We start from the raw sequence: 21,155 nt of genomic DNA, 5'->3' as shown, positions 1-21,155 counted from the left end.
ATACCTGTCAGTCTTGCCCGGCAGCGTCAACTGAATTATGTATCGATCAACACAGAAAAGAGCGTCATGTCTGAGCGAGGCCGTCCCCGCACCTTCGATCGAACTACAGCCCTGCGCTGCGCGATGCAGGTTTTTTGGGCTCGCGGTTACGAAGGCGCATCGATGAGTGACCTGACCGCCGCCATGGGCATCAACTCGCCCAGCCTCTACGCCGCCTTCGGCAGCAAGGAGGCGCTGTTCCTCGAGGCGACAGACCTTTATTCGCGCACCGAGGGTGCCGACATCTGGTTGGCGCTTGAGGAAGCACCGACCGCGCGGCTGGCGATCGAACAATTTTTGCGCCTGACGGCGAAAGCCTATGCGCAGACCGACCGCCCGCAAGGCTGCCTAATCGCGCTCGGCGCTTTGCACCAGGACTCCAGCCGCGGCGCCATCTGCGACGATCTGCGCCGCCGTCGCGGCGAAAACCATTCAGCGCTGCGCAAGCGTCTCGAGCGCGGCGTTGCCGAGGGCGAACTGCCGGCGGACTTGGACTGCGGCGCTGCCGCCACCTTCTACGCCACGGTTCAGCACGGCATGTCGATCCAGGCCCGCGACGGCGCCTCGCATTCGGCTCTCCTGGCAACCGTGGCCGGTGCGATGGCGGCCTGGCAGGTGATGGCCGGCACGGACAGAGCGTGACAAACGCCGGTCATTGTGCTGGAAATCTAAGCAGGTTCCGCAAAGTGTCCCACGGTTTTGCGATCAGAACCTGCGAAAAACAAGGGGATCTAAGCAGACTTCGTGGGGCAGAATGTCTGCTTAGGCAGCCAGCCAAATGCGCAGTCGGGAGGACAAGCCTCATGAAAAAGGGTTATCGCGAACTGCTGGATGAGGCGAATGCCGAGATCGAGGTGGTGTCGCCGGAGGAAGCGGCCGGGCTGCTCGACGATGAAGACACCATCTTCGTCGATCTGCGCGACCCGCGCGAGGTCGAACGCGACGGCAGGATTCCCGGCGCCAAACATGTCACCCGCGGCATGCTGGAATTCTGGATCGATCCCGAAAGCCCGTACCACAAGCCGTTCTTCGCCTCGGGAAAGAGCTTCGTCTTCTTCTGCGCCGGCGGCTGGCGCTCGGCGCTGGCCACCAAGACGGCTCAGGACATGGGGCTGTCGCCGGTCAAGCACATCCTGGGCGGCTACACCGCCTGGAAGGCGGCCGGACTGCCGGTCGAGCCCGGCGGGAAGAAGAAATAAGCTTCGATCGCCGCTCAATGCAGCAGTGACGACCCCCGATGCTCGGCGACGAAGCCGACAGCGCGTTCCACTACGCCCCTGTCGGCGAGGATGCGGCGGTGGCCGAGCCCGTCAGCCCAGTAAAGCCGCACATGGCCGCCGGCGCCGGCATAGCGTGTCGCATGATCGGCCGGAACTTCACGGTCGTCCGGTGCATGGATGACCAGGGTCGGCACCGGCGCATGTGCGAGCTGGCGGTCGCCGGTGAATTCATGCAACGGCCGGCCGGAAAGATGTTCGACACGGTCCGCCATGGCGGCCTGCGAGCGCGGGCCGACATTGAGCATGCGGCTGAAGTCGGCGAAGATCGCCGGCAGCGAGCTTGGCGCCGCGATCAGCACCAGGCGTCCGGCCACCAGCGGCGGGATGTTCTTGACCGAACCGGCGATGGCATTGGCGGCGACGGCGCCCCCGAAGGAGTGACCGACCGCTGCCAAGAATGGGCCGAACCATTCGCCGGCAACCCGCATCGCATCCACGGCATTGACCATGTTCAGCCGCCGGCCCTGCGACTGGCCGTGGCCAGGCAGGTCGAGCGAAACGACCCTGTAGCCGGCTGAGCGATAGCCTTCGATCAGCGCCCGCATATATTCGGTGCGCGAACGCCAGCCATGGACGACAAGCACGGTACCGGCCTTCGCCCTGCCCGGCTCCGGGCGGAATTCGTGCACCATGACGCAGCCGGTCGCTGTCTTCAGCCGGTGATGGCGCGCCTCGGTCATGAACTCGGCGGCACGGTCGACGGCGCGGCGCTCCCCGTCGCTGAGCGCCTTCACATTCGGCGTGCGGCAGAACAGTTCGAAAGCCGCGCGCCCGGTCAGGCGCGGCGCAATACGCTCGGCCGCACCAAACACACCCCGGATGACCTTCAGCCCGATTGATGCCATAGTGAGAATCCATCCATACGTTCAAGCATGAACATAATAGTTCAAAGATGAACAATAAACAAGAGTTACCTTGGGACAACCCACGTTTTCGCAACTGGGTCGCGGTGGCGCGCGCCTGCCATGTGCTGGAGCGCACGCTGGCGGTGAAGCTGGCGCCTCTCGACCTGAAGCCGGCGCAGCTCGACGTGTTGATGAACCTCTACCGCCACCCCGGCATGTCGCAACACGACCTTGCCCGCAAGCTGCTCGTCGGCCGCTCCAACATCACCATGCTTTTGCCGCAGCTGGAAGCGCGTGGCCTGCTGCGCCGCGAAGGCGACGAGAAGGACAAACGCATCCTGCGGCTTGCCCTGACCGAGGCTGGGGAAGCGTTGCTGATGCAGGCGCTGAAAGTGCATATGGCGCTGATCGAGAAGGCGATGAGCCAGTCAACGCCGGAACAATGCGACATGATCGGCGAGCAGATGCGCAAGATTTATGATGTGCTGAAAGACGCCTAGCCGCCCTTTCAGCCCCGAGCTACCACATCGTCTTCTTCGCCCGCTCCGGCCATTCCTTGTCGTAGGTATCGCCGTCGATGGTCTTGCGGCTGGTGATTTCCAGGATCTGCCCGGGCGTCGGCAGCGACTTGGGGGCGACATGCCTCGCCGGATTCCAGAGCTCGGAGCGGACAATGGCGCGGGCGCATTGGAAATAGACCGAATCGACATCGACGACGGTTACCGAGCGCGCCGCCTTGCCGTCGACGGTGAATGACGCGCACAGCGCTGTATCCGTCGTGATATGAGCCCGACCGTTGATACGCAGCGTCGTGCCGGAGCCCGGCACCAGGAACAGCAGACCGACGCGCGGATCGCGAATGATGTTTCTCAGCGAATCGGCGCGGTTGTTGCCGCGCCTGTCCGGCATCATCAGCGTTTTCGGATCAACGATGCGCACGAAGCCGGCGAGATCGCCGCGCGGCGAACAGTCCAGCCCCTCCGGTCCGCTGGTTGCCAGCGCGACGAAAGGCGAGGCCTCGATGAAGGCGGCATATTCCGGAATGACGTGGTCGAGCTCCTTGACCAATGAGGCTTCGCCCGGAATGCCATAGAGCGCCTCGAGCTGCTCGACCGTGGTGATGACGGACATTGTCTTCGTCTCCAAACCTTTGCCGGCGCTACGCCACATCGATGACGTTTTGACGACAACGACGGGATCAGCGGTCCCGGCTCAAGCCCTTTTCCGCAAGCTCGGCGAGATAGGCAGCCCAGCGCGCATCCTTCTCGTGGCCGAGCGTGTGCAGGTAATTCCAGGTGAAGATACCGGTGTCGTGGAAATCATCGAAGGTAATGCGCACGGCATAGTTGCCGACCGGCTCGATCTTGAGGATCGCCACATCGCGTTTGCCGGGAACCGTCACCCGCTGTTCGGGCGAATGGCCCTGCACCTCGGCCGACGGCGAAGCGACACGCAACAGCTCCGCCGGCAATTCGAACGGCCGATGATCGGGAAAGGTGACGGACAGCAGTCTGCGATCCTTCGAGACTCGGAGTTCCCTGGGTGCGGTCATGATGTTCGATCCCGTAGCAATCCACCATTCCCTACGCTGCTTCGCCTCAAGGGAAAAGGCCGTTTGAGATGAGCCGACATGCGATGTCGGCCAGGGAATGTTACCAAAGATCGAGACGCGGTATCTTGAATGACCGGCCGGATCGTATCACATAGCGGTATATAACGAAGCCGTTCACAGCCACGGCGGCCACGGGAAGCACTTGAAGCATGGACATGATCGATCCTTTTGGTCGCACGATCAGTTATCTCAGGGTGTCGGTCACCGACCGCTGCGATTTCCGCTGCACCTATTGTATGGCCGAGGACATGGCCTTCCTGCCGAAGAAAGACCTGCTGTCGCTGGAAGAACTCGACCGGCTGTGCACGGTCTTCATCGAAAAAGGCGTCAGAAAACTGCGCCTCACCGGCGGTGAGCCGCTGGTGCGCAAGAACATCATGCACCTCGTGCGCCAGCTCTCGCGGCATCTCCAAAGCGGCGCGCTGGAAGAATTGACGTTGACCACCAACGGCTCGCAACTGTCGCGTTTCGCCGCCGAACTCGCCGATTGCGGCGTCAGGCGCATCAACGTCTCGCTCGACACGCTCGATGCCGAGAAGTTCCACAAGATCACCCGCTGGGGCCATCTCGACAAGGTGATGCAGGGCATCGATGCCGCACAGGCTGCCGGGCTGAAGGTGAAGCTCAACGCTGTGGCCTTGAGGGATTTCAACGACGCCGAGCTGCCCGACATGATGCGCTGGGCGCATGGCCGCGGCATGGACCTGACGGTCATCGAAACCATGCCGATGGGCGAGATCGAGGGCGACCGCACCGACCAGTATCTGCCGCTGTCGCTGCTGCGCGCGTCGCTGGAACGCCAGTTCACGCTGACCGACATTCCTTTCAAGACCGGCGGCCCGGCCCGCTACGTGCATGTCGCCGAGACCGGCGGACGGCTCGGCTTCATCACGCCGATGACGCATAATTTCTGCGAGAGCTGCAACCGCGTCCGGCTGACCTGCACCGGCACGCTCTATATGTGCCTCGGCCAGGAGGATGCCGCCGACCTGCGTGCGCCCTTGCGTGCGTCCGAAGGCAACGAACTGGTCGCCGACGCCATCGACGAAGCCATCGGCCGCAAGCCAAAAGGCCATGACTTCATCATCGACCGCCGCACCAGCCGCCCCTCCGTTTCGCGGCACATGAGCGTCACCGGCGGCTGATCTTTTCGGGAAATTGATGCAAGATCGCCCTCGGTCATTGGCTTCGAGGCGAGATATGCAGAGGCGTTGCTCATTTCTGGCGGTTGTCGCAACAATTGCGGCGACCAATGCAATTGCCGCGCGGTTCACCTATGTCAACGAACGCTTCGGCACCGTCTGCACCTTTCCCGACGAGATCTTCACCGACCGCCAGCCTGAACCGGACAATGGTGACGGCCAGCAATGGCTGAGCGCCGACGGCGCCAGCCTGATCTGCTCGGGCATCCTCAACGTCGACGATGACACGCCGAAGGGTTTCGTGGCGGCCGAGAAGGCCAGTGACGAAACCGGCTACAAGGTCACCTACAGCAAGGCCGGCAAGGACTGGGCGGTGCTGTCGGGCTTGAAGGACGGCAAGATCTTTTACGAGCGGCGCCTGTTCGGCCGGGATGGCGTCATCCGAAGTGTCTGGATCGATTATCCGCCCGCCGCGAAATCGAAATACGATCCGCTGGTCGGCGCCATCGCCGGCAGTCTCAAGGGACCATGAGCATTTTCGGCCACACCGCCGACAAATCTCTGTTCGCGAATGTTCGCCTGATTTACCGGTGGTGTTTTCGCGCTTAGCCTCCGTCTCGTAGCGGTCTTTCGCTCGGGGGAACACACCATGCGCAAACTTCTTCTTTCTTTCGCGTTGCTTGGCCTCGCCGCCCTGCCCGCGGCGGCCCAGTCGATCGGCGGCACTTATACCGTCGCAGGCACCAATTTCGACGGCTCGGCCTATGGCGGCGAAGCCACCATCACGCTGACCAGCGGGACGACGTGCGCGATCCACTGGGAAACCGGCGGCTCATCTTCCGACGGTATCTGCATGCGCAACGATGATGCCTTCTCCGCCGGCTATGTCATGGACAAGGACATTGGCCTCGTCGTCTACAAGGTGATGGACGACGGTTCGCTGCACGGCCTGTGGACGATCGCCGGCAAGGAAGGCAACGGCACCGAAGTGCTGACGCCGAAGAAGTAAGGTCTGCCACTACGGCAGGCGATATTCTGGGCTACCGAAAATTCTGTGGCCCAGCCCTTTGGTATTGCTGTTTCATATCCGGCTGCTACAGGCTTGCTGCGAAGCAGAACCGGTAGTCGTCTTGCCCCTTTCTCCAAATCTTCGCGGCGCGTTGTTCATGGTGGTGGCGATGGCCGGCTTCACCCTCAACGACGCCATCACCAAATACTCGTCGCAATCGATGAACATGGCGCAAGTCATGCTGATCAGGGGAGCGTTCGCGACGCTTTTCGTCGGCTCGCTTGCCTGGCAGCGCGGTGCCCTTGTCCGGCTACGCTCGATGCTGGAGCCAATGGTGGCGCTGCGCGTCCTCGGCGAAGCCGGCGGCACGGTGACGTTCCTGATCGCGCTCGCCCATTTGCCGATCGCCAGCGTCTCGGCTGTCCTGCAGGCGCTGCCGCTGGCGGTGACGATGGGCGCGGCACTGGTCTTCAACGAGGGCGTCGGTTGGCGGCGCTGGCTGGCCATCGCGGTCGGATTCGCCGGTGTGCTGGTCATCGTGCGGCCTGGCTTCGAAGGGTTCAGCGTCTATTCGCTGGTGGCGCTGGCCTGCGTTGCCTGTTGTGCGGTGCGCGATCTTGCCACCAAGCGGATTCCCCAGGCCATTCCGACGCTGCTGGTGTCGACCGCCACGGCGCTTGCCATGACAATCCTGGGAGCCGCGTTGCTTTCGCCGATGGGCGGCTGGACGCCGATGACGGGGAAAAGCACGGCCCTGCTGGCGCTGGCCGCGGTGCTGGTGCTCATCGGCTACCAGTTCATCATCATGGCGATGCGGGCCGGCGACATCTCCTTTATCGCGCCGTTCCGCTACACGGCGCTGATCTGGTCGATCCTGCTTGGCCTGTTCATCTTCTCCGATATTCCCGATCTGCCGATGATCATCGGTGCCACGATCATCATCGGCTCCGGCCTCTATGCACTTTACCGCGAGCGGGTCGTCGGCCGGCGCAAGATTGTCGCCGAAAGCACCGGGCCAACCATGGTCCCGGATGGAATCTAGCAGCCTCTTGTGATTTCCGGCGGCTGGCGTACAGGCTCGATGGCATGAAGCGAGATGTTGCGGGGATCATTCTGGCCGGCGGCCAGTCACGACGAATGGGCGGCGGCGACAAGAGCCTGTTGCCGCTTGGCGGTGGTCGCGTGCTTGACCAGGTCGTGTCGCGCTTTGGCCCACAGATCGGACCCCTGGCGCTCAGCGCCAACGGCGATCCGGCGCGATTCTCCCACTTTGGGCTGCCGGTGCTTGCCGACACGGTCACGGGCTTTGCCGGACCGCTTGCCGGAATCCTGACCGGCCTCGAATGGGCTGCTGCCAACACGGCTTGCAAGGCAATCGTCACCGCTGCCGGCGACACGCCCTTCCTGCCGCTTGATCTTGTCGAGCGACTGACCACTGCCACCGTTCAGCGCACCGGTTCGATTGCCGTTGCTTGCTCGGACGGCAAGCGGCACCCGACCTTCGCGCTCTGGCCGATGGACTGTCGCGACGCCTTGCGGCACTTTCTGGTCGATGAGGATATCAGGCGGGTTTCGGCCTTCATCGACCGGCATGATTTTATCGAGGTGGAATTCCCGGTTCCGCAATCCGCGGGCCAACCGGTAGACCCTTTCTTCAACATAAACGAGCCCAATGACCTTGTTCAGGCCGAACGTCTATTGCAGAGCATGAAACCATGAACAGACGCGTCTTCGGCATCACCGGCTGGAAGAATTCCGGCAAGACGACATTGACCGAAAAGCTGGTCGCTGAGCTTGTCCGGCGCGGCTGGAAAGTGTCGACGGTGAAGCACGCCCATCATGATTTCGACATCGACAAGCCGGGTGCCGACAGCTTCCGCCATCGGCAGGCCGGCGCCACCGAAGTCGCGATCGTGTCCGGCAATCGCTGGGCGCTGATGCACGAGCTGCGCGGCGAGGATGAGCCGACACTGGAGGCGATTCTGTCACGGCTCGCCCCTTGCGATCTGGTGCTGATCGAAGGCTACAAGCGCGAAGCCCACCGTAAGATCGAAACCCGCCGGCTAGAAGCCAAGGACCGTACGCCGCTTTCGGCAGGTGATCCGGATATCGTCGCCGTCGCCGCCGATTTTGCTGCCGAAGGCGAGCACCTGCCGGTGTTCGATCTCGACGATGTGAAATCAATAGCCGACTTCATCGAGCGGGCCACCGGACTCGTTGCTTGAGAGCTAACGTAGCGGCAGAATAGTCTTGCCCATTTTTGTGGTTTTGCAGTTGCTTTTTTCTTGGAAAGAATGGGAGTATCGCGCCAGCGGGCGGTCAAAAGCACCGCCCCACAGAGCCGTTTGGAACGACGGCCGGGACCATAAAGAGAGGACTATCATGCGTATTGCACTGCGTATCGCGCTTGCCGCATCGGCTGCGCTGCTGACGCTCGGCGTAGCCCAGGCCCAGGAAAAGACCCTGAGGATCGGCACCGAAGGCGCCTACCCGCCCTTCAACAACCTCACCGCCGATGGCCAGCTCGTCGGTTTCGACATCGACATCGCCAAGGCGCTTTGTGACCAGATGAAGGTCAAGTGCACCTTCGTCGCCCAGGATTGGGACGGCATCATTCCCGCGCTTCAGGCCGGCAAGTTCGACGCCATCGTCGCCTCGATGTCGATTACGCCGGAGCGGAAGGAAAAGGTCGACTTCACCAACAAATACTACAACACGCCCTCGGCCCTTGCCGCGCCGAAGGACACCACGCTGAAGGGCGTGACCAAGGAAGATCTCGCAGGCAAGACTGTCGGCGTCGCCACCACGACCACGCATTTCAACTATGCCTCGAAGACCTACACCGACAGCACCGTCAAGGGGTATCCGAGCAGCCCGGAAGAGCAGGCCGATCTCGCCAATGGCCGGCTTGACGCCATTGAAGACGACATCGTCGTTCTGAGCCAGTGGCTGGAGACGCCGGATGGAGCCTGCTGCAAGATTCTCGGCACGCCGTCGCCGCAGCCGGTCGAAATCTTCGGACCTGGCGCCGGCATCGCCGTGCGCAAGGGTGAGACCGATCTGGTCAACCAGTTCAACGCTGCCATCGACGCCATCCGCGCCAACGGAAAGTACAAGGAAATCAACGACAAGTACTTCAAGTTCGACGTCTTCGGCGGCGATTCCTGATAATACACAAAGGCGGCGGGAAATTTCCCGCCGCCTTTCGCTCTTCCCTGATCAGCGTGGAGACAAGACCCGTCAATGCCAGCCCAGAGCATATGGACACTTCTCAGTTGGGGACCCGATGGCTGGCTTGATGATATCGCTTATGGCGCACTGGTCACCGTGGCGCTTGCGCTCGCCACACTGCCGATTGGGCTGGCGATCGGTTTTTTCATAGCACTGGCCAAACAGTCCGAAGAACCCTCGCTGCGCCTTGCAGCCAACATCTACACCACGGTCTTCCGCGGCCTGCCGGAACTGGTGACCCTCTTCCTGTTTTTCTTCGGCGTGCCGATCCTGCTGCAGCATCTCATCCGATATTTCCGGCCCGACGCGACCATAGACGTCAACGGCTTCGTCGCCGGCATGATCGTGCTTGCGCTGATCTTCTCGTCCTATGCCAGCGAGGTTTTCCTGTCCGCCTTCCGCGCCATACCGAAAGGCCAGTATGAGGGTGGCTATGCCATCGGCCTTTCGAATTGGCTGACCATGCGCAAGGTGATCTTGCCGCAGTTGCTTCGCATCGCCTTTCCCGGGCTTGAGAACTGCTGGCTTAGCCTGCTCAAGGACACGTCCCTCGTGTCAGTCGTCGGTCTCGCCGAGACGTTGCGCAATGCCGGCGTGGCCGCTCGCGTCACCAAGCACTCGTTCATGTTTTACAGTGTGGCGGCCCTGGTCTTTCTCGGCCTGGCAGTCGTGTCGTCCTTCGCCACCAGCGCCATCCTGCGCTCGCTCGGCCGACGGGAGGCACAACGATGAGCGCCACAGCCACCATGGTCGAACGGCCCCCGCCTCGGGCGCGCGGCTGGCCGCGCCCCCGCATCGCAGGCTATGCGCTCGTCTGCCTGTGGATAGCCTTCGGGCTGGGCATCGTTGCCTATCTGGTTCTTGCCTGGAATCCCGCCTTCTTTGCCAAATATGCGCCAGCCTATCTGAAAGGCCTTGGGGTCACCCTGTCGCTGGTCGCCATAGCGATGGTGCTTGGTGCGATACTGTCGGTCCCCGTCGCTTACGGCCGCATGTCCAAGAACCGGATCCTGTCCGGCGTCGCCTACTGCTACGTCTACTTCTTCCGTGGCACGCCGCTGCTGGTCCAGACTTTTCTCGTCTATTACGGCGTCGGCTCTTTCCGGCCTCAGCTCAGCGAATACGGTATCTACCTTCCGGTCATCAGCGACGGGCTGACTGTTGCCCGATTCACGCTTTGGGATTTTTTCAAGGACGCCTTCAACTGCGGCGTCTTTGCCTTTGCCCTGAACACCGCCGCCTACCAGGCGGAAATCCTGCGCGGCGCCATCGAGAGCGTGCCCAGGGGCCAGTGGGAAGGTGCTGCTTCCCTTGGCCTGCACAAATTGCAGACGCTGCGCAAGATCATCCTGCCGCAGGCATTGATTGTCGCCTTGCGGCCGTATGGCAACGAACTGATCCTGATGATCAAGGCTTCTGCCATCGTCGCCATCATCACCGTCTACGACCTGATGGGCAATGCCAAGCTCGCCTTCGCCAACTCCTTCGACATCCAGGCCTATATCTGGGTTGCCGTAGTCTACCTCGTCATGGTCGAGATATTGCGCCATGGCGTTGAATGGATCGAGCGCCGGATCACCATCCACCTGAAACGCTGACTGGTTCCATACCGCCTGCACCAGTCGATCAGGCCACAGGCGTCTTGACGAATTGAGCGCAGAGCCTAGAGCTTTCGCAGCAAATTCTGTTTCCGTCTGAAGGGCAAGCTCATGGCATCTGTGGCATTTCTCGGTCTTGGCGTGATGGGCTATCCGATGGCCGGGCACCTCCGGAACAAGGGCGGCCACGACGTCACCGTCTACAACCGCACCAAGGCCAAAGCCGAGCAATGGGTTGGCCAGCACGGCGGCAGCCTCGCGGTGACGCCGGCGGAGGCGGCCAAGGACAAGGATTTCGTCTTCTCCTGCGTCGGCAATGATGACGACCTTCGTTCAGTGACGACAGGACCGGCAGGCGCCTTCCAGACGATGAAGAAAGGTTCGGTCTTCATCGACAACACCACGGCCTCGGCCGAGGTCGCACGCGAACTGGCGTTGGCCGCGTTGGCCGGCGGGTTTTCGTTCCTCGATGCGCCGGTCTCCGGCGGCCAGGGCGGCGCCGAGAACGGCGTGCTGACCGTCATGGTCGGCGGCGAGCAGGAAGCTTTCGACAAGGCCAGGCCCGTTATCGAAGCCTATGCCCGCATGGTCGGCTTGATGGGATCGGCCGGTGCTGGCCAGCTCACCAAGATGATCAACCAGATCACCATCGCCGGCCTTGTCCAGGGCCTGGCCGAAGGCATCCATTTCGGCAAGAAGGCCGGGCTCGACATCGAGAAGGTGATCGAGGTGATTTCCAAGGGCGCTGCCGGCTCCTGGCAGATGGAGAACCGGCACAAGACGATGAACGCCGGCAAATATGATTTCGGCTTCGCCGTCGACTGGATGCGCAAGGACCTCGGCATCTGCCTGACCGAGGCCGACCGCAACGGCGCCAAGCTGCCGGTGACCGCACTTGTCGATCAATTCTACAAGGATGTGCAGGCGATGGGCGGCAAGCGCTGGGACACGTCCTCGCTGCTGGCGCGCCTGGAAAAATAGGGTTCGCGATGGCCGAGCTTTCGCCCCAATCGAGTGCCGACGAAATCGTCGCGCATCTGCGCTCGATCGGCTCGGAAGAAAATCGCCTTGGCATGCTGCGCTACGGCATCAAGATCGAACGTGCGCTCGGCATCTCGCACGGGGTGCAGCGGCAGATTGCCAGGAAAATCAAGCGCAACCACGAGCGCGCTTTCGCGCTGTGGCAGACCGGTATCATGGAGGCGCAGTTCATCGCTTCCGTCACGGCCGACCCGAAGCGGTTTTCTGCCGCGGATGCAAGGCAATGGGCGTCGAGTTTCGACTCTTGGGATATCGTCGATGGCGTCTCTGATCTCTTCGTCGACACGGACGCCTGGAAAGAACTGATCGGCGAGTTCGCGGCCGATGAACGGGAATTCGTTCGACGCACGGCTTTTGCCATGATGGCCTGGTCTGTCGTCCACCGGAAGAAAGAGCCGGAGGCGACCTTTCTCGCCTTCCTGCCGATCATCGAAGCGCATGCCACCGACAGCCGCAACTTCGTGAAGAAGGGCGTGAACTGGGCCCTTCGTTCGATCGGCAAACGATCGATGGATATGCACGCTGCTGTCCTTGCCGTCGCCGAAAGGCTCGCGCAATCGACCGACAAGACCGCGCGCTGGATCGGCAAGGACGCTGTCAAGGAACTATCGGATGCCAGGACGCTCGAACGCCTCGCCGCCAGGAAAGGCTGACGGACGTAAAATCCGTTTCATGGAAGTGACGGGCTCGACGCGCGCCGATTTCGAAAACCTGTTCGAACAGCCGGGCGCACCGAAATATTGCTGGTGCATGGCCTGGCGCCATCTGCCCCGCCGCGAGCATGTCCAGAACGACGAGAAGAAGCGGGCCATGATGGCGCTTGTCGATGCCGGCACGCCGGTCGGCATCCTCGCCCATCTTGACGGCAAGACCGTCGGTTGGTGCTCGGTCGCGCCACGCCAGACCTATCGCAGGCTTTCACGCCATCAGGACGACAGCGAGATCGATATCTGGTCGATCGTTTGTTTCTACGTGCCAAGGGCCTTGCGTGGAGACGGGCTGGCTGCCGCACTGCTCGACGCGGCCATCGATCATGCCTTTGCCAAGGGCGCCAGCTCGATCGAAGCCTATCCGGTCGATCAGGCGTCGCCGAGCTACAGTTTCATGGGCTTTCGCGACATGTTTGCGGCGCGCGGGTTCCATGAGATCGGCACGGCCGGTTCTCGCCGACATGTGATGCGGCTCGAGCGTTGACGCCGCTGGTGGCGGCGTCTTTACTCCAGACCAAAGGAAGCGGCCGATGAGCAAGCATATCAGATCAACCATGGCGCTCGCAGTTGCACTGTCTGTGTCGATTGCCGCCAATGCCTCGGCCGAGACAGCACACATAGTCTGGAAGGATTTGCGACCGGCGACGCAGGTCGCGGCCGAAAACGTCGGGCTGCCGATGATCGCGGCAAAATTGCCCGACCATGGCGAGACGCTGTCCCTGAGCCTGCAGGACAAAACTATCCAGCTGGCCGGCTATGCACTGCCGGTCGATCGCGACGGCGATCTTGTCTATCAGTTCCTGCTGGTGCCGTGGACAGGCGCCTGCAGCCACATGCCGACGCCGCCGCCCAACCAGATCGTGCTGGTCACGCCGGCTCGCCCCTACAAGATGTCGGAAGCCTACCAGCCGGTCTCGGTTACCGGTGCGCTGAAGCCGGATATGGAGAAAAGCCAGCTGTTCATTCTCGATGGCGTCAGCGTCATCCAGTCCGGCTACACCGTGCGCAAGGCCGATGTGGTGAGCGTCGACAGCGTGCCTGACACAATCACGCTGCCGGTGAACTCACCTTGGAGTTTCCTCAACAAGAAAAAGAACTGAGACGTTCCGTCAGCTCAAGCGGCGTTGGCGCCCGATTCCTTGTCCAGCACCATGTAGTCGAGCGGGATCTCGGTCGTGTACTTGATCTGCTCCATGGCGAAGGACGACGAAACGTCACGGATCTCGATCTTGGCGATCAGCCGCTTGTAGAAGGCATCGTAGGCGGCGATGTCGGGCACCACGACGCGCAGCAGATAATCGACATCGCCGCTCATGCGGTAGAACTCGACCACTTCGGGAAATTCCTGGATCACCTCGGAAAACCGCCGCAGCCACTCATGGCTGTGCGAATTGGTGCGGATCGACACGAAGACGGTGACCCGGACATTGACCTTCTCATGGTCGAGAATGGCGACACGCCGCTTGATGACGCCCTCTTCCTCGAGCTTCTGGATGCGCCGCCAGCAAGGTGTCGTCGACAGCCCGACTTTCTTGGCAACGTCGGCGACCGCGAGTGTCGCGTCCTCCTGCAAGAGGCGGAGAATTTTTCTATCGAGGCGGTCCATATCGTGCTCCCAAGGGAATAGATTGCCTATACTCTGCCTTATCCAGGCCTTTCACAAGAAAGAAATTCTGCCGATCAGGCAAAAAGCGAGTGATTTCTTGCTGAAAGGTCAATCGAGACGATAGCGGATTTCCGATCTCAGGAATGGCAGCAAATCCATTTCAAACCATGGATTCTTCTTCAGCCAGCCGCTGTTGCGCCATGACGGATGCGGCAGCGGCAGCACTTTCTGACTGCCGGGCGCGTCCCAGATGGCACGCCAGTCCATCACCGTTTCCGTCAGCGAGGCCCGGCGCGCCGCACCCACGTGCCAGGACTGCGCATAGATGCCGATCGTCAGCACCAGATCGATCCGCGGCATCAAGGCCATCAAGGGTGCGCGCCAGGCCGGCGCGCATTCGCGCCTCGGCGGCAGGTCGCCACCCTTGGCATCCTGGCCGGGAAAGCAGAAGCCCATCGGCACGATGGCGAACTTTTCGATGTCGTAGAATTCCTCGCTTGTCACCCCGAGCCAGCTGCGCAAGCGGTCGCCGGAGGCATCGGTGAACGGCATGCCTGACAGATGCACCTTGGTTCCCGGCGCCTGGCTGGCAATCAGGATGCGGGCGCTGGACGATGGTCGCAGCACGGGGCGCGGTTCGTGCGGCAGTGGCCGGCCGATCGGACTTTCGACGCAGATGCGGCAAGCCCGCACCGTCGCGGTGAAGCCTTCGAGCGCATCGTCGTTGACCGTGATCTCGTCCGAAAACCGGCTTCCACTTTTCGGGCTCATGGTTAGGCAACGGCGCTCGGTCGGCTGGAAACCGCCTGATGCCAGCGCAACACATTGGCGCATTCGTCCGGCACCTTGATGCGTGCCGGCTTCATGAAGTCGACGGCGATCAGGCCAGTGATGTCGGCAATCGAATAGCTGTCGCCGGCGATGAACTCCCGGCTGCCCAGTTCATCGTCCAGCAGCCTGAGGAACTCAACGGCCTTGGGCTTGTTGGCCTCGCCCCATTCGGGAATCTGCGGGATTTCCCATTCCTTCATGGCCGGATGGATGTGCCGGAAGGCCTGCGCGACGCAACTGAGCAGGTTGAATTCCATCCGTCTTTGCCACATCTCGACCTGCGCCTTGCCGAGTGCGCCACGCCCGAACAGGGCCGGCTCGGGATGCAACTCCTCGAAATAGCGGCAGATGGCGACTGATTCGGTGAGGACGGAGCCGTCGTCGAGTTCCAGCACCGGCAGGCGTTGCAAAGGGTTGCGCGAGCTGACCGCTTGCTGCTTGTGCTCGAGTGCGCCCATGTCGACGGACACCAGTGGAACCGCGATCCCCTTCTCGGCCAGGAAAACGCGGACCCGCCTCGGATTGGGTGCGCGGCCGCCATCGAACAACTTCATTCTATCTTTCCTCCCGGTTTTCCAGACAACTTGTTGGGTTCAGCCGCCTATGCGCTTCACCAGAAACGAAAAATCTCGCGCACGGCATCACCGATCGACGCCAGCGTGCCGTGCTTTCTCTCGACGGCTTCGCCGTGATGGCTGTCGCGCCAGTCCTGCGGCTGGTCGAACGTGCCGGCCCAGATGCCGGCCTTTCCCGCACGGGCGATGGCTTCCTCGCTCTCGAAGTCGCCGAAGGCGACCGCCCAGCCCGCCTCGACCTGCGCACGGTTGAGATCCTTGCCGCCGGCGGTGCAATTGCCAAGCAGCCGGCCGTAGCGATCGCGCTGCCAGCCGGCACAGGAGACGGGTTTGCCGGCGATCAGGCGCACCAACGACTGGCGCGCAAGTGTGCCGCATGGGTAGTCGGCGCCATTTCTGCGGCAGGTCTGCGTATACTCCGGAGCATCGATGCCGCGCATGCGGATGCGCTCGGCGCCAAGCGTGATCGAATCGCCGTCGCTGACGATGGCCGCACCTACCGTCTTGCGTGTTTCCACACGGTCGAGGCGAGCGGCCAGCAGGATCAGCAGCCCGAAAATGATGACGGTAAGCCCGTAGTCCAGCAGCCGGCGCCATGGGCTTCGGGGAGGCGAAACGTATCGCCGGCGCGGCCTTGGCCCCCATGAACGGCTCATATGGCAAACGGTTGGTTAATCATTCGAACGTAGCTTAACACTTGGAAACCGCTGCTCGCATAAATCGAAGTTTCATGCCCTTGCAACGCTCGAACACAGCGGACAAGTTCATAGTGGACCGCAGGAAACCTCATCGCAACAGCGATGTGGCGCGCGCGGTGCGCAAGACGCGCGACCGTCTTTCGCAGCAGGCGGGCAATCCCGATTTTGATCGTGAACTCCTGAAGCTCCATGCCCGCGCGATGACAAGCAGTGCCATCGCCATCCCGCTGCTCGTCCTGGCGATCGCGGCAGCCGGCTGGCTTACCGGCGTCGGCAACGAGATCGGGCTCTGGGCACTGTTCACGCTCGCCTGCTACACCATCGTTACATTCCTGGCGCGGCGCATCGAGCGCACTGAAGCTTCCGATCTCAACCCCTTGCAAACACAAAGAGAACTGCTGATCGGCCACTTCCTCTGTGGGCTCGGCTGGGGGTGGTTCGTCTGGCTTGGCTGCAGCACTTGCCAGGTCGACCAGTTCCATGTCGTCAAGGCGGTGGTGCTGCTCTTCGCGATGGCGGCGACCGCGGTAGTGACCTCATCCTTGCGCGGCGCCTTGCCGGCGACCTTTGCCGTTCCGGTCGCGCTCTACGCCTATGCCGGCATCAAGCTGTGGATGCCGGTCGAGGCGATCATGGCCGGGCTGCTGGTCGTGTCGCTGCCCTTCTTCGCCTATCTGGCCCGCGATCTCAACCGCGCGTCCCTGATGCTGTTGTCGTTCCGCTCCGAAAAGGACGCGCTGGTCGCTGAACTGGAGACGGCGAAATCGATGTCCGACGAGGCGCGGCGGCGGGCGGAAGACGCCAACCTGGCGAAATCCCGGTTCCTCGCTTCGATGAGCCACGAACTGCGCACGCCGCTCAATGCCATCCTTGGCTTCTCCGAAGTGATGTCGAACGAAGTGCTCGGACCAATGAGCAATCCCACCTATCGCGACTACGCTCATGACGTGCATGAATCCGGCCAGCATCTGCTCGATCTCATCAACGAGATCCTCGACCTGTCGCGCATCGAGGCCGGCCGCTACCAACTCAACGAGGAGCCGGTGATGCTGCTCAACATCGTCGAGGATTGCTGTCACATGATGGAATTGAGGGCGCGCAACAAGGATATCCGTGTCGTGCAGGATTTCGAGCACGAGTTGCTGCGCCTGTTCGCCGACGAGCGGGCGGTGCGGCAGATCACGCTCAACCTTCTGTCGAATGCCATCAAGTTCACCGCCACCGGCGGCGAAATCCGCGTTCGCGTCGGCTGGACGGCGGGTGGCGGACAGTACATTTCGATCAAGGACAATGGTCCCGGCATCCCCGAAGACGAAATCCCGGTGGTGCTCTCGGCCTTCGGCCAGGGTTCGATCGCCATCAAGAGCGCCGAGCAAGGCACCGGGCTTGGCCTGCCGATCGTGCAGGGCCTGCTCGCCATCCATGGCGGCGAGTTCCAACTTCACTCCAAGCTGCGCGAAGGCACCGAGGCGATCGCCATCTTCCCGCTGAGCCGGGTGATGGAGGAACTGCCGGCGCTGCCGACCGCGGCAGTGGCGGCCGTGGCGGCGCGGCGGCGGTAGTAGACGTAACCTGGATTGGGCGCGCCTGGCCCCTAACCCCGAACGGCCGCCGCCATGCCTGAGCTGGTCAGCGCCGCCGCCTTGAGCAGTCCTGCGGCAAGAGCAGCCCCTGCCCCTTCGCCATGGCTGATGCCCAGGTCGAGCAACGGGCGAAGACCGAGGCGTTCGGCGGCGCGGGCGTGGGCGGGCTCCGGCGACAGGCTGGCAAGAAGGCAATGGTCGAGCGCGGCGGGATTGGCGGCATGCAGCACCGCTGCAGCGGCCGTTGCCGCCAATCCGTCGAGCAGCACCGGTATCTTCTGCATCCGTGCGGCGAGGATGGCGCCGGCAATCGCCGCGAACTCTCGGCCACCGACCCGGCGCAGCGCCTCTAGCGGGTCGCCGAGATGGTCGCTATGAAAGGCCAGCGCCGCATCGACCACGTCCGCCTTGCGTGTCTGCATCGCCGCGTCGGCGCCGGATCCCGGGCCGACCCAGTCGGCGCCTCTAGCCCCGAACAGCGCCGCAAACATGGCAGCAGCGACGGTGGAGTTACCGACGCCGAGATCGCCGAGGCAAAGCAGATCGGTGCCGCCGGCGATCGCTTCCATGCCGAAGGCCATGGTGGCGGCGCAGCCACGCTCGTCGAGCGCGGCATCCTCGGTCATGTCAGCGGTCGGGACGTGCAGGGCAAGATCGAAAACCTTCAGCCCGAGATCGTTGGCGATGCAGATCTGGTTGATCGCAGCACCTCCGGCGGCACAAAGCTCAACCGCGTTGGCGGTCGCCGCCACAGGCCGGGGCGAAATGCCATGCCGGGTAACGCCGTGATTGCCGGCAAAGACCGCCATCAGCGGCCTTGTCACGGCGGGTGGAGCACGCCCGCTCCAGGCGGCGAGCCAGGCGGCGATGTCCTCGACCCGGCCAAGCGAACTCCTGGGCTTGTCGGCCTTGGCAAACAGCGCGCGCACACGCGCCTCGGCCGTCGTGTCGGCCGCCGGCAGGTTGGCCAGCAGGTTGCGAAAATCATCGAAAGGCAGCGCGCTGGTCATGTCGTTGGCGGTCATTCCGTGGAGTTGGTGAGCGGCATAGCCGCCTTGCGCGGTTGGCACAACCTCTTGGATTATCCCTCCACCCTTTGCCGCGAAGGCGGCTGCGCACGGCGCAATTGTGAGGGCTTGCATTGGCTTTGCCGTTGCACCATGTGGAGATGGAACAAAGGGATTCCGGATAGAGACCCTCAAGAGAAAGTCATGACGGCCATCGAATCCCCGTGCATCCTGGTCTGTTCGATCGACATGAAAACCGGCTTCTGCTTCGGCTGCGGTCGCACGCGCGAGGAAATCGGCGCCTGGATCGCAATGACGCCGGAAACACGCCGCAGCGTCATGGCTGAATTGCCTGCCCGGCTGGACACGGTCGAGCGCCGGCCGCGCCGGGAAACGCGCCGCACCCGCATGGCGCGCGAACGCGACGTGCTTTCGTGAGACGCAGATGAGGTTGTTCTGGATACTGATTGCCGTGATCGGGGTGGGAGCAGTCCTGCTCATGGTCAACGATTCCGGCGGCAGCACGCTCGGCGTCGAGAATTACGATTTTGGCCGGCTGATCTGGCTCGGCGCCTTCGGCGCGCTGATCGGCGCCGGCCTGCTTCGCTCGGGCAGGCCCTTGGGCGCCATGGCCCGCAACCTCGGCGCCTGGGCGGCCATCGCGCTGGCGCTGATCGCCGGTTACCAGTATCGCTATGAACTGCAGGATTTCGCCAGCCGGGTGACCGCGGGCCTTGTTCCCGGCAGCCCGCTCGCCTTGGGCGTCGAAGACGGCCACGCCACGGTGACGCTCGACAAGGCGGACAACGGCCATTTCGAAGCCCGCATCCTGATCAACGGCAATCCGGTGCGCGCCGTGATTGATACCGGCGCGACGAGCACCGTGCTGACCTCCGAGGACGCCCAGGCGTCCGGGTTCAATCCAGCGGCGCTCAACTACACCATACCGGTTTCGACCGCCAACGGCATGGCGCGCGCAGCGGCCGTGAAGACCGATCAACTGGCGATCGGCGGCATCGTGCGCAAAGACATGTCGGTGATGGTCGCAGCACCCGGCATGCTCAGCCAGAGCCTGCTTGGCATGAACTTCATCGGCTCGTTGTCGGGCTTCGATGTGCGCGGCGACCGGATGATCCTCAGGGATTGACCCCGAACCGAACGCGTCAGGCCGCTTCCGCCGCCGCCCCACCGAACTCGACGGCTGCGAAAGCCGTCTTCAGCACGTCCGGTCCGGCACCCGGCCGGGTCGCGTCGGTGGACAGGATCTGGCGGTAACGGCGCGCGCCGGGCAAGCCATGGAACAGACCGACCATATGGCGGGTGACATGGCCAAGCCGCCCGCCCTGCTCGATATGGCGGGCCGCGTATTCTGCCATCGAATCGATCAGCGCGGCGAAATCAAAGGCGTAGGGCCTGGCGCCATAGAAAGCGGCGTCAACGCCAGCCAGAATTCCGGGCGTGTGATAGGCGGCGCGGCCAAGCATGGCGCCGTCGACATGGTCGAGATGCGCCCGCGCTTCTTCGATCGATTGAATACCGCCATTGATGCCGATGAATTCGTTTCGCTTTCTGGCCTTCAGACGATAGACGCGTCCATAGTCGAGCGGCGGGATGTCACGGTTTTCCTTGGGGCTCAGCCCTTCCAGCCATGCCTTGCGAGCATGCACCCACAGCGCGTCGGCGCCGGCGTCGAAAACACCGTCCGCCAGCGCATCAAGTGCGGGTTCCGGGTCCTGTTCGTCGACGCCGATGCGGCATTTGACGGTGACGGGAATTGTCACCGCCGCTTTCATCGCCGCGACGCAGCCGGCGACGAGGTCGGGCACTTTCATCAGGCAGGCGCCGAACGTGCCGGACTGGACGCGATCGGACGGGCACCCGACATTGAGGTTGATCTCGTCATAGCCAAAGGCCTCGCCAATGCGCGCCGCCTCGGCAAGTTTTCCGGCGTCCGAACCACCAAGCTGCAATGCGACCGGATGTTCCGCGTTATCGAAGGCGAGCAGCCGCTCGCGTGCGCCCTGGATGACCGCGTCGGCCACCACCATCTCGGTGTAAAGCAGCGCACGGCTCGTCATCTGGCGATGGAAGAACCGGCAATGCCGGTCCGTCCAGTCCATCATTGGGGCAATGGCAAGCCTATGTTCTTGATTTTTCAGCATTTTACTTTTAACATCAAATCGTTAGAACCTGCCGAGTGCACACGAATTTACGCCAGAATACGACCATTTTCGCCACATTTCGATCTCTCAGTGCACACGGAGCGCACACGAAAAATGGCCACCTACACAAAGCTCTCGTCCTGGCGGGTCCAAGTCCGTCGCAAGGGCCGTTACGTCAGCGAGACC

General features: G+C 62.6%; 28 protein-coding genes. 19 read left to right on the top strand and 9 right to left on the bottom strand.

What is annotated here, in order from left to right; translation table 11 throughout:
* Positions 1-66 precede the first annotated feature (66 nt).
* Both ACFSOZ_RS31390 and ACFSOZ_RS31385 read left to right on the top strand, forming a co-directional pair.
* The gene (locus tag ACFSOZ_RS31390) at positions 67-681 is read left to right on the top strand and encodes a TetR/AcrR family transcriptional regulator (protein ID WP_379104537.1); all 615 of its coding nucleotides are present in this window, start codon (positions 67-69) and stop codon (positions 679-681) included.
* A gap of 161 nt (positions 682-842) precedes the next feature.
* Positions 843-1,238 carry a rhodanese-like domain-containing protein gene (locus ACFSOZ_RS31385; RefSeq protein WP_184874214.1) on the top strand — a complete coding sequence of 132 codons (396 nt, stop codon included), beginning with the start codon at positions 843-845 and terminating at the stop codon, positions 1,236-1,238.
* A gap of 14 nt (positions 1,239-1,252) precedes the next feature.
* On the opposite strand, the gene ACFSOZ_RS31380 is transcribed toward ACFSOZ_RS31385, so the two are convergent.
* Entirely contained in the window at positions 1,253-2,164 is a 912-nt protein-coding gene (locus tag ACFSOZ_RS31380) for an alpha/beta hydrolase (RefSeq protein WP_379104535.1), read from the bottom strand.
* 47 nt (positions 2,165-2,211) lie between these two features.
* Here ACFSOZ_RS31380 and ACFSOZ_RS31375 point away from each other — a divergent pair, with 47 nt between their 5' ends.
* On the top strand, positions 2,212-2,664 hold the full coding sequence (locus ACFSOZ_RS31375; RefSeq protein WP_379104533.1) for a MarR family winged helix-turn-helix transcriptional regulator: 453 nt from the start codon (positions 2,212-2,214) through the stop codon (positions 2,662-2,664).
* A gap of 19 nt (positions 2,665-2,683) precedes the next feature.
* On the opposite strand, the gene ACFSOZ_RS31370 is transcribed toward ACFSOZ_RS31375, so the two are convergent.
* On the bottom strand, positions 2,684-3,295 hold the full coding sequence (locus tag ACFSOZ_RS31370) for a pyridoxamine 5'-phosphate oxidase family protein (protein WP_379104531.1): 612 nt from the start codon (positions 3,293-3,295) through the stop codon (positions 2,684-2,686).
* Between the two features lie 67 nt (positions 3,296-3,362).
* The gene (locus ACFSOZ_RS31365) at positions 3,363-3,716 is read right to left on the bottom strand and encodes a gamma-butyrobetaine hydroxylase family protein (RefSeq protein ID WP_379104528.1); all 354 of its coding nucleotides are present in this window, start codon (positions 3,714-3,716) and stop codon (positions 3,363-3,365) included.
* A gap of 209 nt (positions 3,717-3,925) precedes the next feature.
* On the opposite strand from ACFSOZ_RS31365, the gene moaA reads away from it, so the two are divergent.
* The 13 genes from moaA (at position 3,926) to ACFSOZ_RS31300 (ending at position 13,607) form a co-directional block, all read left to right on the top strand.
* Positions 3,926-4,921 (top strand): GTP 3',8-cyclase MoaA, encoded by a 996-nt coding sequence (moaA, locus tag ACFSOZ_RS31360; RefSeq protein ID WP_379104527.1) that lies wholly within the window; start codon positions 3,926-3,928, stop codon positions 4,919-4,921.
* A 55-nt stretch (positions 4,922-4,976) separates the two neighbouring features.
* Positions 4,977-5,450 (top strand): hypothetical protein, encoded by a 474-nt coding sequence (locus tag ACFSOZ_RS31355; protein ID WP_379104525.1) that lies wholly within the window; start codon positions 4,977-4,979, stop codon positions 5,448-5,450.
* A 117-nt stretch (positions 5,451-5,567) separates the two neighbouring features.
* Positions 5,568-5,927, top strand: coding sequence for a hypothetical protein (locus ACFSOZ_RS31350; RefSeq protein ID WP_379104524.1), 360 nt, complete (start codon positions 5,568-5,570; stop codon positions 5,925-5,927).
* Between the two features lie 121 nt (positions 5,928-6,048).
* Positions 6,049-6,969 (top strand): DMT family transporter, encoded by a 921-nt coding sequence (locus ACFSOZ_RS31345; protein WP_379104522.1) that lies wholly within the window; start codon positions 6,049-6,051, stop codon positions 6,967-6,969.
* A 44-nt stretch (positions 6,970-7,013) separates the two neighbouring features.
* Positions 7,014-7,646, top strand: a complete 633-nt coding sequence (gene mobA / locus ACFSOZ_RS31340; RefSeq protein WP_379104520.1) for a molybdenum cofactor guanylyltransferase MobA — start codon at positions 7,014-7,016, stop codon at positions 7,644-7,646.
* Positions 7,643-8,152, top strand: coding sequence for a molybdopterin-guanine dinucleotide biosynthesis protein B (gene mobB / locus ACFSOZ_RS31335; protein ID WP_379104518.1), 510 nt, complete (start codon positions 7,643-7,645; stop codon positions 8,150-8,152). Before mobA ends, mobB begins: the two co-directional genes overlap by 4 nt.
* 157 nt (positions 8,153-8,309) lie before the next feature.
* Entirely contained in the window at positions 8,310-9,095 is a 786-nt protein-coding gene (locus ACFSOZ_RS31330) for an ABC transporter substrate-binding protein (RefSeq protein WP_379104516.1), read from the top strand.
* Positions 9,096-9,170: 75 nt separating this feature from the next.
* On the top strand, positions 9,171-9,890 hold the full coding sequence (locus ACFSOZ_RS31325; RefSeq protein WP_379104514.1) for an ABC transporter permease: 720 nt from the start codon (positions 9,171-9,173) through the stop codon (positions 9,888-9,890).
* Positions 9,887-10,756: an ABC transporter permease gene (locus ACFSOZ_RS31320; RefSeq protein WP_379104512.1), complete on the top strand. Its 870-nt coding sequence runs from the start codon at positions 9,887-9,889 to the stop codon at positions 10,754-10,756. Before ACFSOZ_RS31325 ends, ACFSOZ_RS31320 begins: the two co-directional genes overlap by 4 nt.
* Before the next feature lie 111 nt (positions 10,757-10,867).
* Positions 10,868-11,737: an NAD(P)-dependent oxidoreductase gene (locus tag ACFSOZ_RS31315; protein ID WP_379104510.1), complete on the top strand. Its 870-nt coding sequence runs from the start codon at positions 10,868-10,870 to the stop codon at positions 11,735-11,737.
* 8 nt (positions 11,738-11,745) lie between these two features.
* A complete protein-coding gene (locus ACFSOZ_RS31310; RefSeq protein ID WP_379104508.1) occupies positions 11,746-12,450 on the top strand; it encodes a DNA alkylation repair protein in 705 nt (234 codons plus the stop codon).
* Entirely contained in the window at positions 12,410-12,991 is a 582-nt protein-coding gene (locus ACFSOZ_RS31305; protein WP_379104506.1) for a GNAT family N-acetyltransferase, read from the top strand. The genes ACFSOZ_RS31310 and ACFSOZ_RS31305 overlap by 41 nt, the downstream gene beginning before the upstream one ends.
* 46 nt (positions 12,992-13,037) lie before the next feature.
* On the top strand, positions 13,038-13,607 hold the full coding sequence (locus ACFSOZ_RS31300) for a DUF3299 domain-containing protein (RefSeq protein WP_379104504.1): 570 nt from the start codon (positions 13,038-13,040) through the stop codon (positions 13,605-13,607).
* Positions 13,608-13,621: 14 nt separating this feature from the next.
* Here ACFSOZ_RS31300 and ACFSOZ_RS31295 read toward each other — a convergent pair whose 3' ends face one another.
* From ACFSOZ_RS31295 to ACFSOZ_RS31280, 4 genes are all read right to left on the bottom strand, one after another.
* Entirely contained in the window at positions 13,622-14,113 is a 492-nt protein-coding gene (locus ACFSOZ_RS31295) for an Lrp/AsnC family transcriptional regulator (RefSeq protein ID WP_006205209.1), read from the bottom strand.
* A 108-nt stretch (positions 14,114-14,221) separates the two neighbouring features.
* A complete protein-coding gene (locus ACFSOZ_RS31290; RefSeq protein ID WP_379104502.1) occupies positions 14,222-14,947 on the bottom strand; it encodes a uracil-DNA glycosylase family protein in 726 nt (241 codons plus the stop codon).
* Entirely contained in the window at positions 14,887-15,498 is a 612-nt protein-coding gene (locus ACFSOZ_RS31285; RefSeq protein WP_379104500.1) for a glutathione S-transferase, read from the bottom strand. Before ACFSOZ_RS31285 ends, ACFSOZ_RS31290 begins: the two co-directional genes overlap by 61 nt.
* A gap of 56 nt (positions 15,499-15,554) precedes the next feature.
* Positions 15,555-16,175 (bottom strand): thermonuclease family protein, encoded by a 621-nt coding sequence (locus ACFSOZ_RS31280; RefSeq protein WP_379104498.1) that lies wholly within the window; start codon positions 16,173-16,175, stop codon positions 15,555-15,557.
* 74 nt (positions 16,176-16,249) lie between these two features.
* Between ACFSOZ_RS31280 and ACFSOZ_RS31275 the strand changes: the two genes are divergently transcribed.
* The gene (locus ACFSOZ_RS31275; RefSeq protein ID WP_379104496.1) at positions 16,250-17,779 is read left to right on the top strand and encodes a sensor histidine kinase; all 1,530 of its coding nucleotides are present in this window, start codon (positions 16,250-16,252) and stop codon (positions 17,777-17,779) included.
* Between the two features lie 32 nt (positions 17,780-17,811).
* Here ACFSOZ_RS31275 and ACFSOZ_RS31270 read toward each other — a convergent pair whose 3' ends face one another.
* Entirely contained in the window at positions 17,812-18,810 is a 999-nt protein-coding gene (locus tag ACFSOZ_RS31270; protein ID WP_379104572.1) for a nicotinate-nucleotide--dimethylbenzimidazole phosphoribosyltransferase, read from the bottom strand.
* Between the two features lie 201 nt (positions 18,811-19,011).
* Between ACFSOZ_RS31270 and ACFSOZ_RS31265 the strand changes: the two genes are divergently transcribed.
* Both ACFSOZ_RS31265 and ACFSOZ_RS31260 read left to right on the top strand, forming a co-directional pair.
* Positions 19,012-19,245 carry a DUF1289 domain-containing protein gene (locus tag ACFSOZ_RS31265; RefSeq protein ID WP_379104494.1) on the top strand — a complete coding sequence of 78 codons (234 nt, stop codon included), beginning with the start codon at positions 19,012-19,014 and terminating at the stop codon, positions 19,243-19,245.
* A gap of 7 nt (positions 19,246-19,252) precedes the next feature.
* The gene (locus ACFSOZ_RS31260) at positions 19,253-19,954 is read left to right on the top strand and encodes a TIGR02281 family clan AA aspartic protease (RefSeq protein WP_379104492.1); all 702 of its coding nucleotides are present in this window, start codon (positions 19,253-19,255) and stop codon (positions 19,952-19,954) included.
* A gap of 16 nt (positions 19,955-19,970) precedes the next feature.
* Here the strand turns inward: ACFSOZ_RS31260 and dusA are convergent, their stop codons facing one another.
* Positions 19,971-20,969, bottom strand: coding sequence for a tRNA dihydrouridine(20/20a) synthase DusA (gene dusA / locus ACFSOZ_RS31255; RefSeq protein WP_379104490.1), 999 nt, complete (start codon positions 20,967-20,969; stop codon positions 19,971-19,973).
* Between the last annotated feature and the right edge of the window lie 186 nt (positions 20,970-21,155).

It is taken from the genome of Mesorhizobium newzealandense (assembly GCF_042682145.1).
Lineage (GTDB): Bacteria > Pseudomonadota > Alphaproteobacteria > Rhizobiales > Rhizobiaceae > Mesorhizobium > Mesorhizobium newzealandense.
Note: the sequence above shows the minus strand (reverse complement) of the source record. Positions and strands in the feature narration are given on the sequence as shown.

Bases quoted from the DNA above. Each gene is read 5' to 3' on its own strand.
- ACFSOZ_RS31390 (WP_379104537.1), top strand. From the start codon at position 67: ATGTCTGAGCGAGGCCGTCCCCGCACCTTCGATCGAACTACAGCCCTG.
- ACFSOZ_RS31385 (WP_184874214.1), top strand. From the start codon at position 843: ATGAAAAAGGGTTATCGCGAACTGCTGGATGAGGCGAATGCCGAGATC.
- ACFSOZ_RS31380 (WP_379104535.1), bottom strand. From the start codon at position 2,164: ATGGCATCAATCGGGCTGAAGGTCATCCGGGGTGTGTTTGGTGCGGCC.
- ACFSOZ_RS31375 (WP_379104533.1), top strand. From the start codon at position 2,212: ATGAACAATAAACAAGAGTTACCTTGGGACAACCCACGTTTTCGCAAC.
- ACFSOZ_RS31370 (WP_379104531.1), bottom strand. From the start codon at position 3,295: ATGTCCGTCATCACCACGGTCGAGCAGCTCGAGGCGCTCTATGGCATT.
- ACFSOZ_RS31365 (WP_379104528.1), bottom strand. From the start codon at position 3,716: ATGACCGCACCCAGGGAACTCCGAGTCTCGAAGGATCGCAGACTGCTG.
- moaA (WP_379104527.1), top strand. From the start codon at position 3,926: ATGGACATGATCGATCCTTTTGGTCGCACGATCAGTTATCTCAGGGTG.
- ACFSOZ_RS31355 (WP_379104525.1), top strand. From the start codon at position 4,977: ATGCAGAGGCGTTGCTCATTTCTGGCGGTTGTCGCAACAATTGCGGCG.
- ACFSOZ_RS31350 (WP_379104524.1), top strand. From the start codon at position 5,568: ATGCGCAAACTTCTTCTTTCTTTCGCGTTGCTTGGCCTCGCCGCCCTG.
- mobA (WP_379104520.1), top strand. From the start codon at position 7,014: ATGAAGCGAGATGTTGCGGGGATCATTCTGGCCGGCGGCCAGTCACGA.
- mobB (WP_379104518.1), top strand. From the start codon at position 7,643: ATGAACAGACGCGTCTTCGGCATCACCGGCTGGAAGAATTCCGGCAAG.
- ACFSOZ_RS31330 (WP_379104516.1), top strand. From the start codon at position 8,310: ATGCGTATTGCACTGCGTATCGCGCTTGCCGCATCGGCTGCGCTGCTG.
- ACFSOZ_RS31325 (WP_379104514.1), top strand. From the start codon at position 9,171: ATGCCAGCCCAGAGCATATGGACACTTCTCAGTTGGGGACCCGATGGC.
- ACFSOZ_RS31320 (WP_379104512.1), top strand. From the start codon at position 9,887: ATGAGCGCCACAGCCACCATGGTCGAACGGCCCCCGCCTCGGGCGCGC.
- ACFSOZ_RS31315 (WP_379104510.1), top strand. From the start codon at position 10,868: ATGGCATCTGTGGCATTTCTCGGTCTTGGCGTGATGGGCTATCCGATG.
- ACFSOZ_RS31310 (WP_379104508.1), top strand. From the start codon at position 11,746: ATGGCCGAGCTTTCGCCCCAATCGAGTGCCGACGAAATCGTCGCGCAT.
- ACFSOZ_RS31305 (WP_379104506.1), top strand. From the start codon at position 12,410: ATGCCAGGACGCTCGAACGCCTCGCCGCCAGGAAAGGCTGACGGACGT.
- ACFSOZ_RS31300 (WP_379104504.1), top strand. From the start codon at position 13,038: ATGAGCAAGCATATCAGATCAACCATGGCGCTCGCAGTTGCACTGTCT.
- ACFSOZ_RS31295 (WP_006205209.1), bottom strand. From the start codon at position 14,113: ATGGACCGCCTCGATAGAAAAATTCTCCGCCTCTTGCAGGAGGACGCG.
- ACFSOZ_RS31290 (WP_379104502.1), bottom strand. From the start codon at position 14,947: ATGCGCCAATGTGTTGCGCTGGCATCAGGCGGTTTCCAGCCGACCGAG.
- ACFSOZ_RS31285 (WP_379104500.1), bottom strand. From the start codon at position 15,498: ATGAAGTTGTTCGATGGCGGCCGCGCACCCAATCCGAGGCGGGTCCGC.
- ACFSOZ_RS31280 (WP_379104498.1), bottom strand. From the start codon at position 16,175: ATGAGCCGTTCATGGGGGCCAAGGCCGCGCCGGCGATACGTTTCGCCT.
- ACFSOZ_RS31275 (WP_379104496.1), top strand. From the start codon at position 16,250: ATGCCCTTGCAACGCTCGAACACAGCGGACAAGTTCATAGTGGACCGC.
- ACFSOZ_RS31270 (WP_379104572.1), bottom strand. From the start codon at position 18,810: ATGACCAGCGCGCTGCCTTTCGATGATTTTCGCAACCTGCTGGCCAAC.
- ACFSOZ_RS31265 (WP_379104494.1), top strand. From the start codon at position 19,012: ATGACGGCCATCGAATCCCCGTGCATCCTGGTCTGTTCGATCGACATG.
- ACFSOZ_RS31260 (WP_379104492.1), top strand. From the start codon at position 19,253: ATGAGGTTGTTCTGGATACTGATTGCCGTGATCGGGGTGGGAGCAGTC.
- dusA (WP_379104490.1), bottom strand. From the start codon at position 20,969: ATGCTGAAAAATCAAGAACATAGGCTTGCCATTGCCCCAATGATGGAC.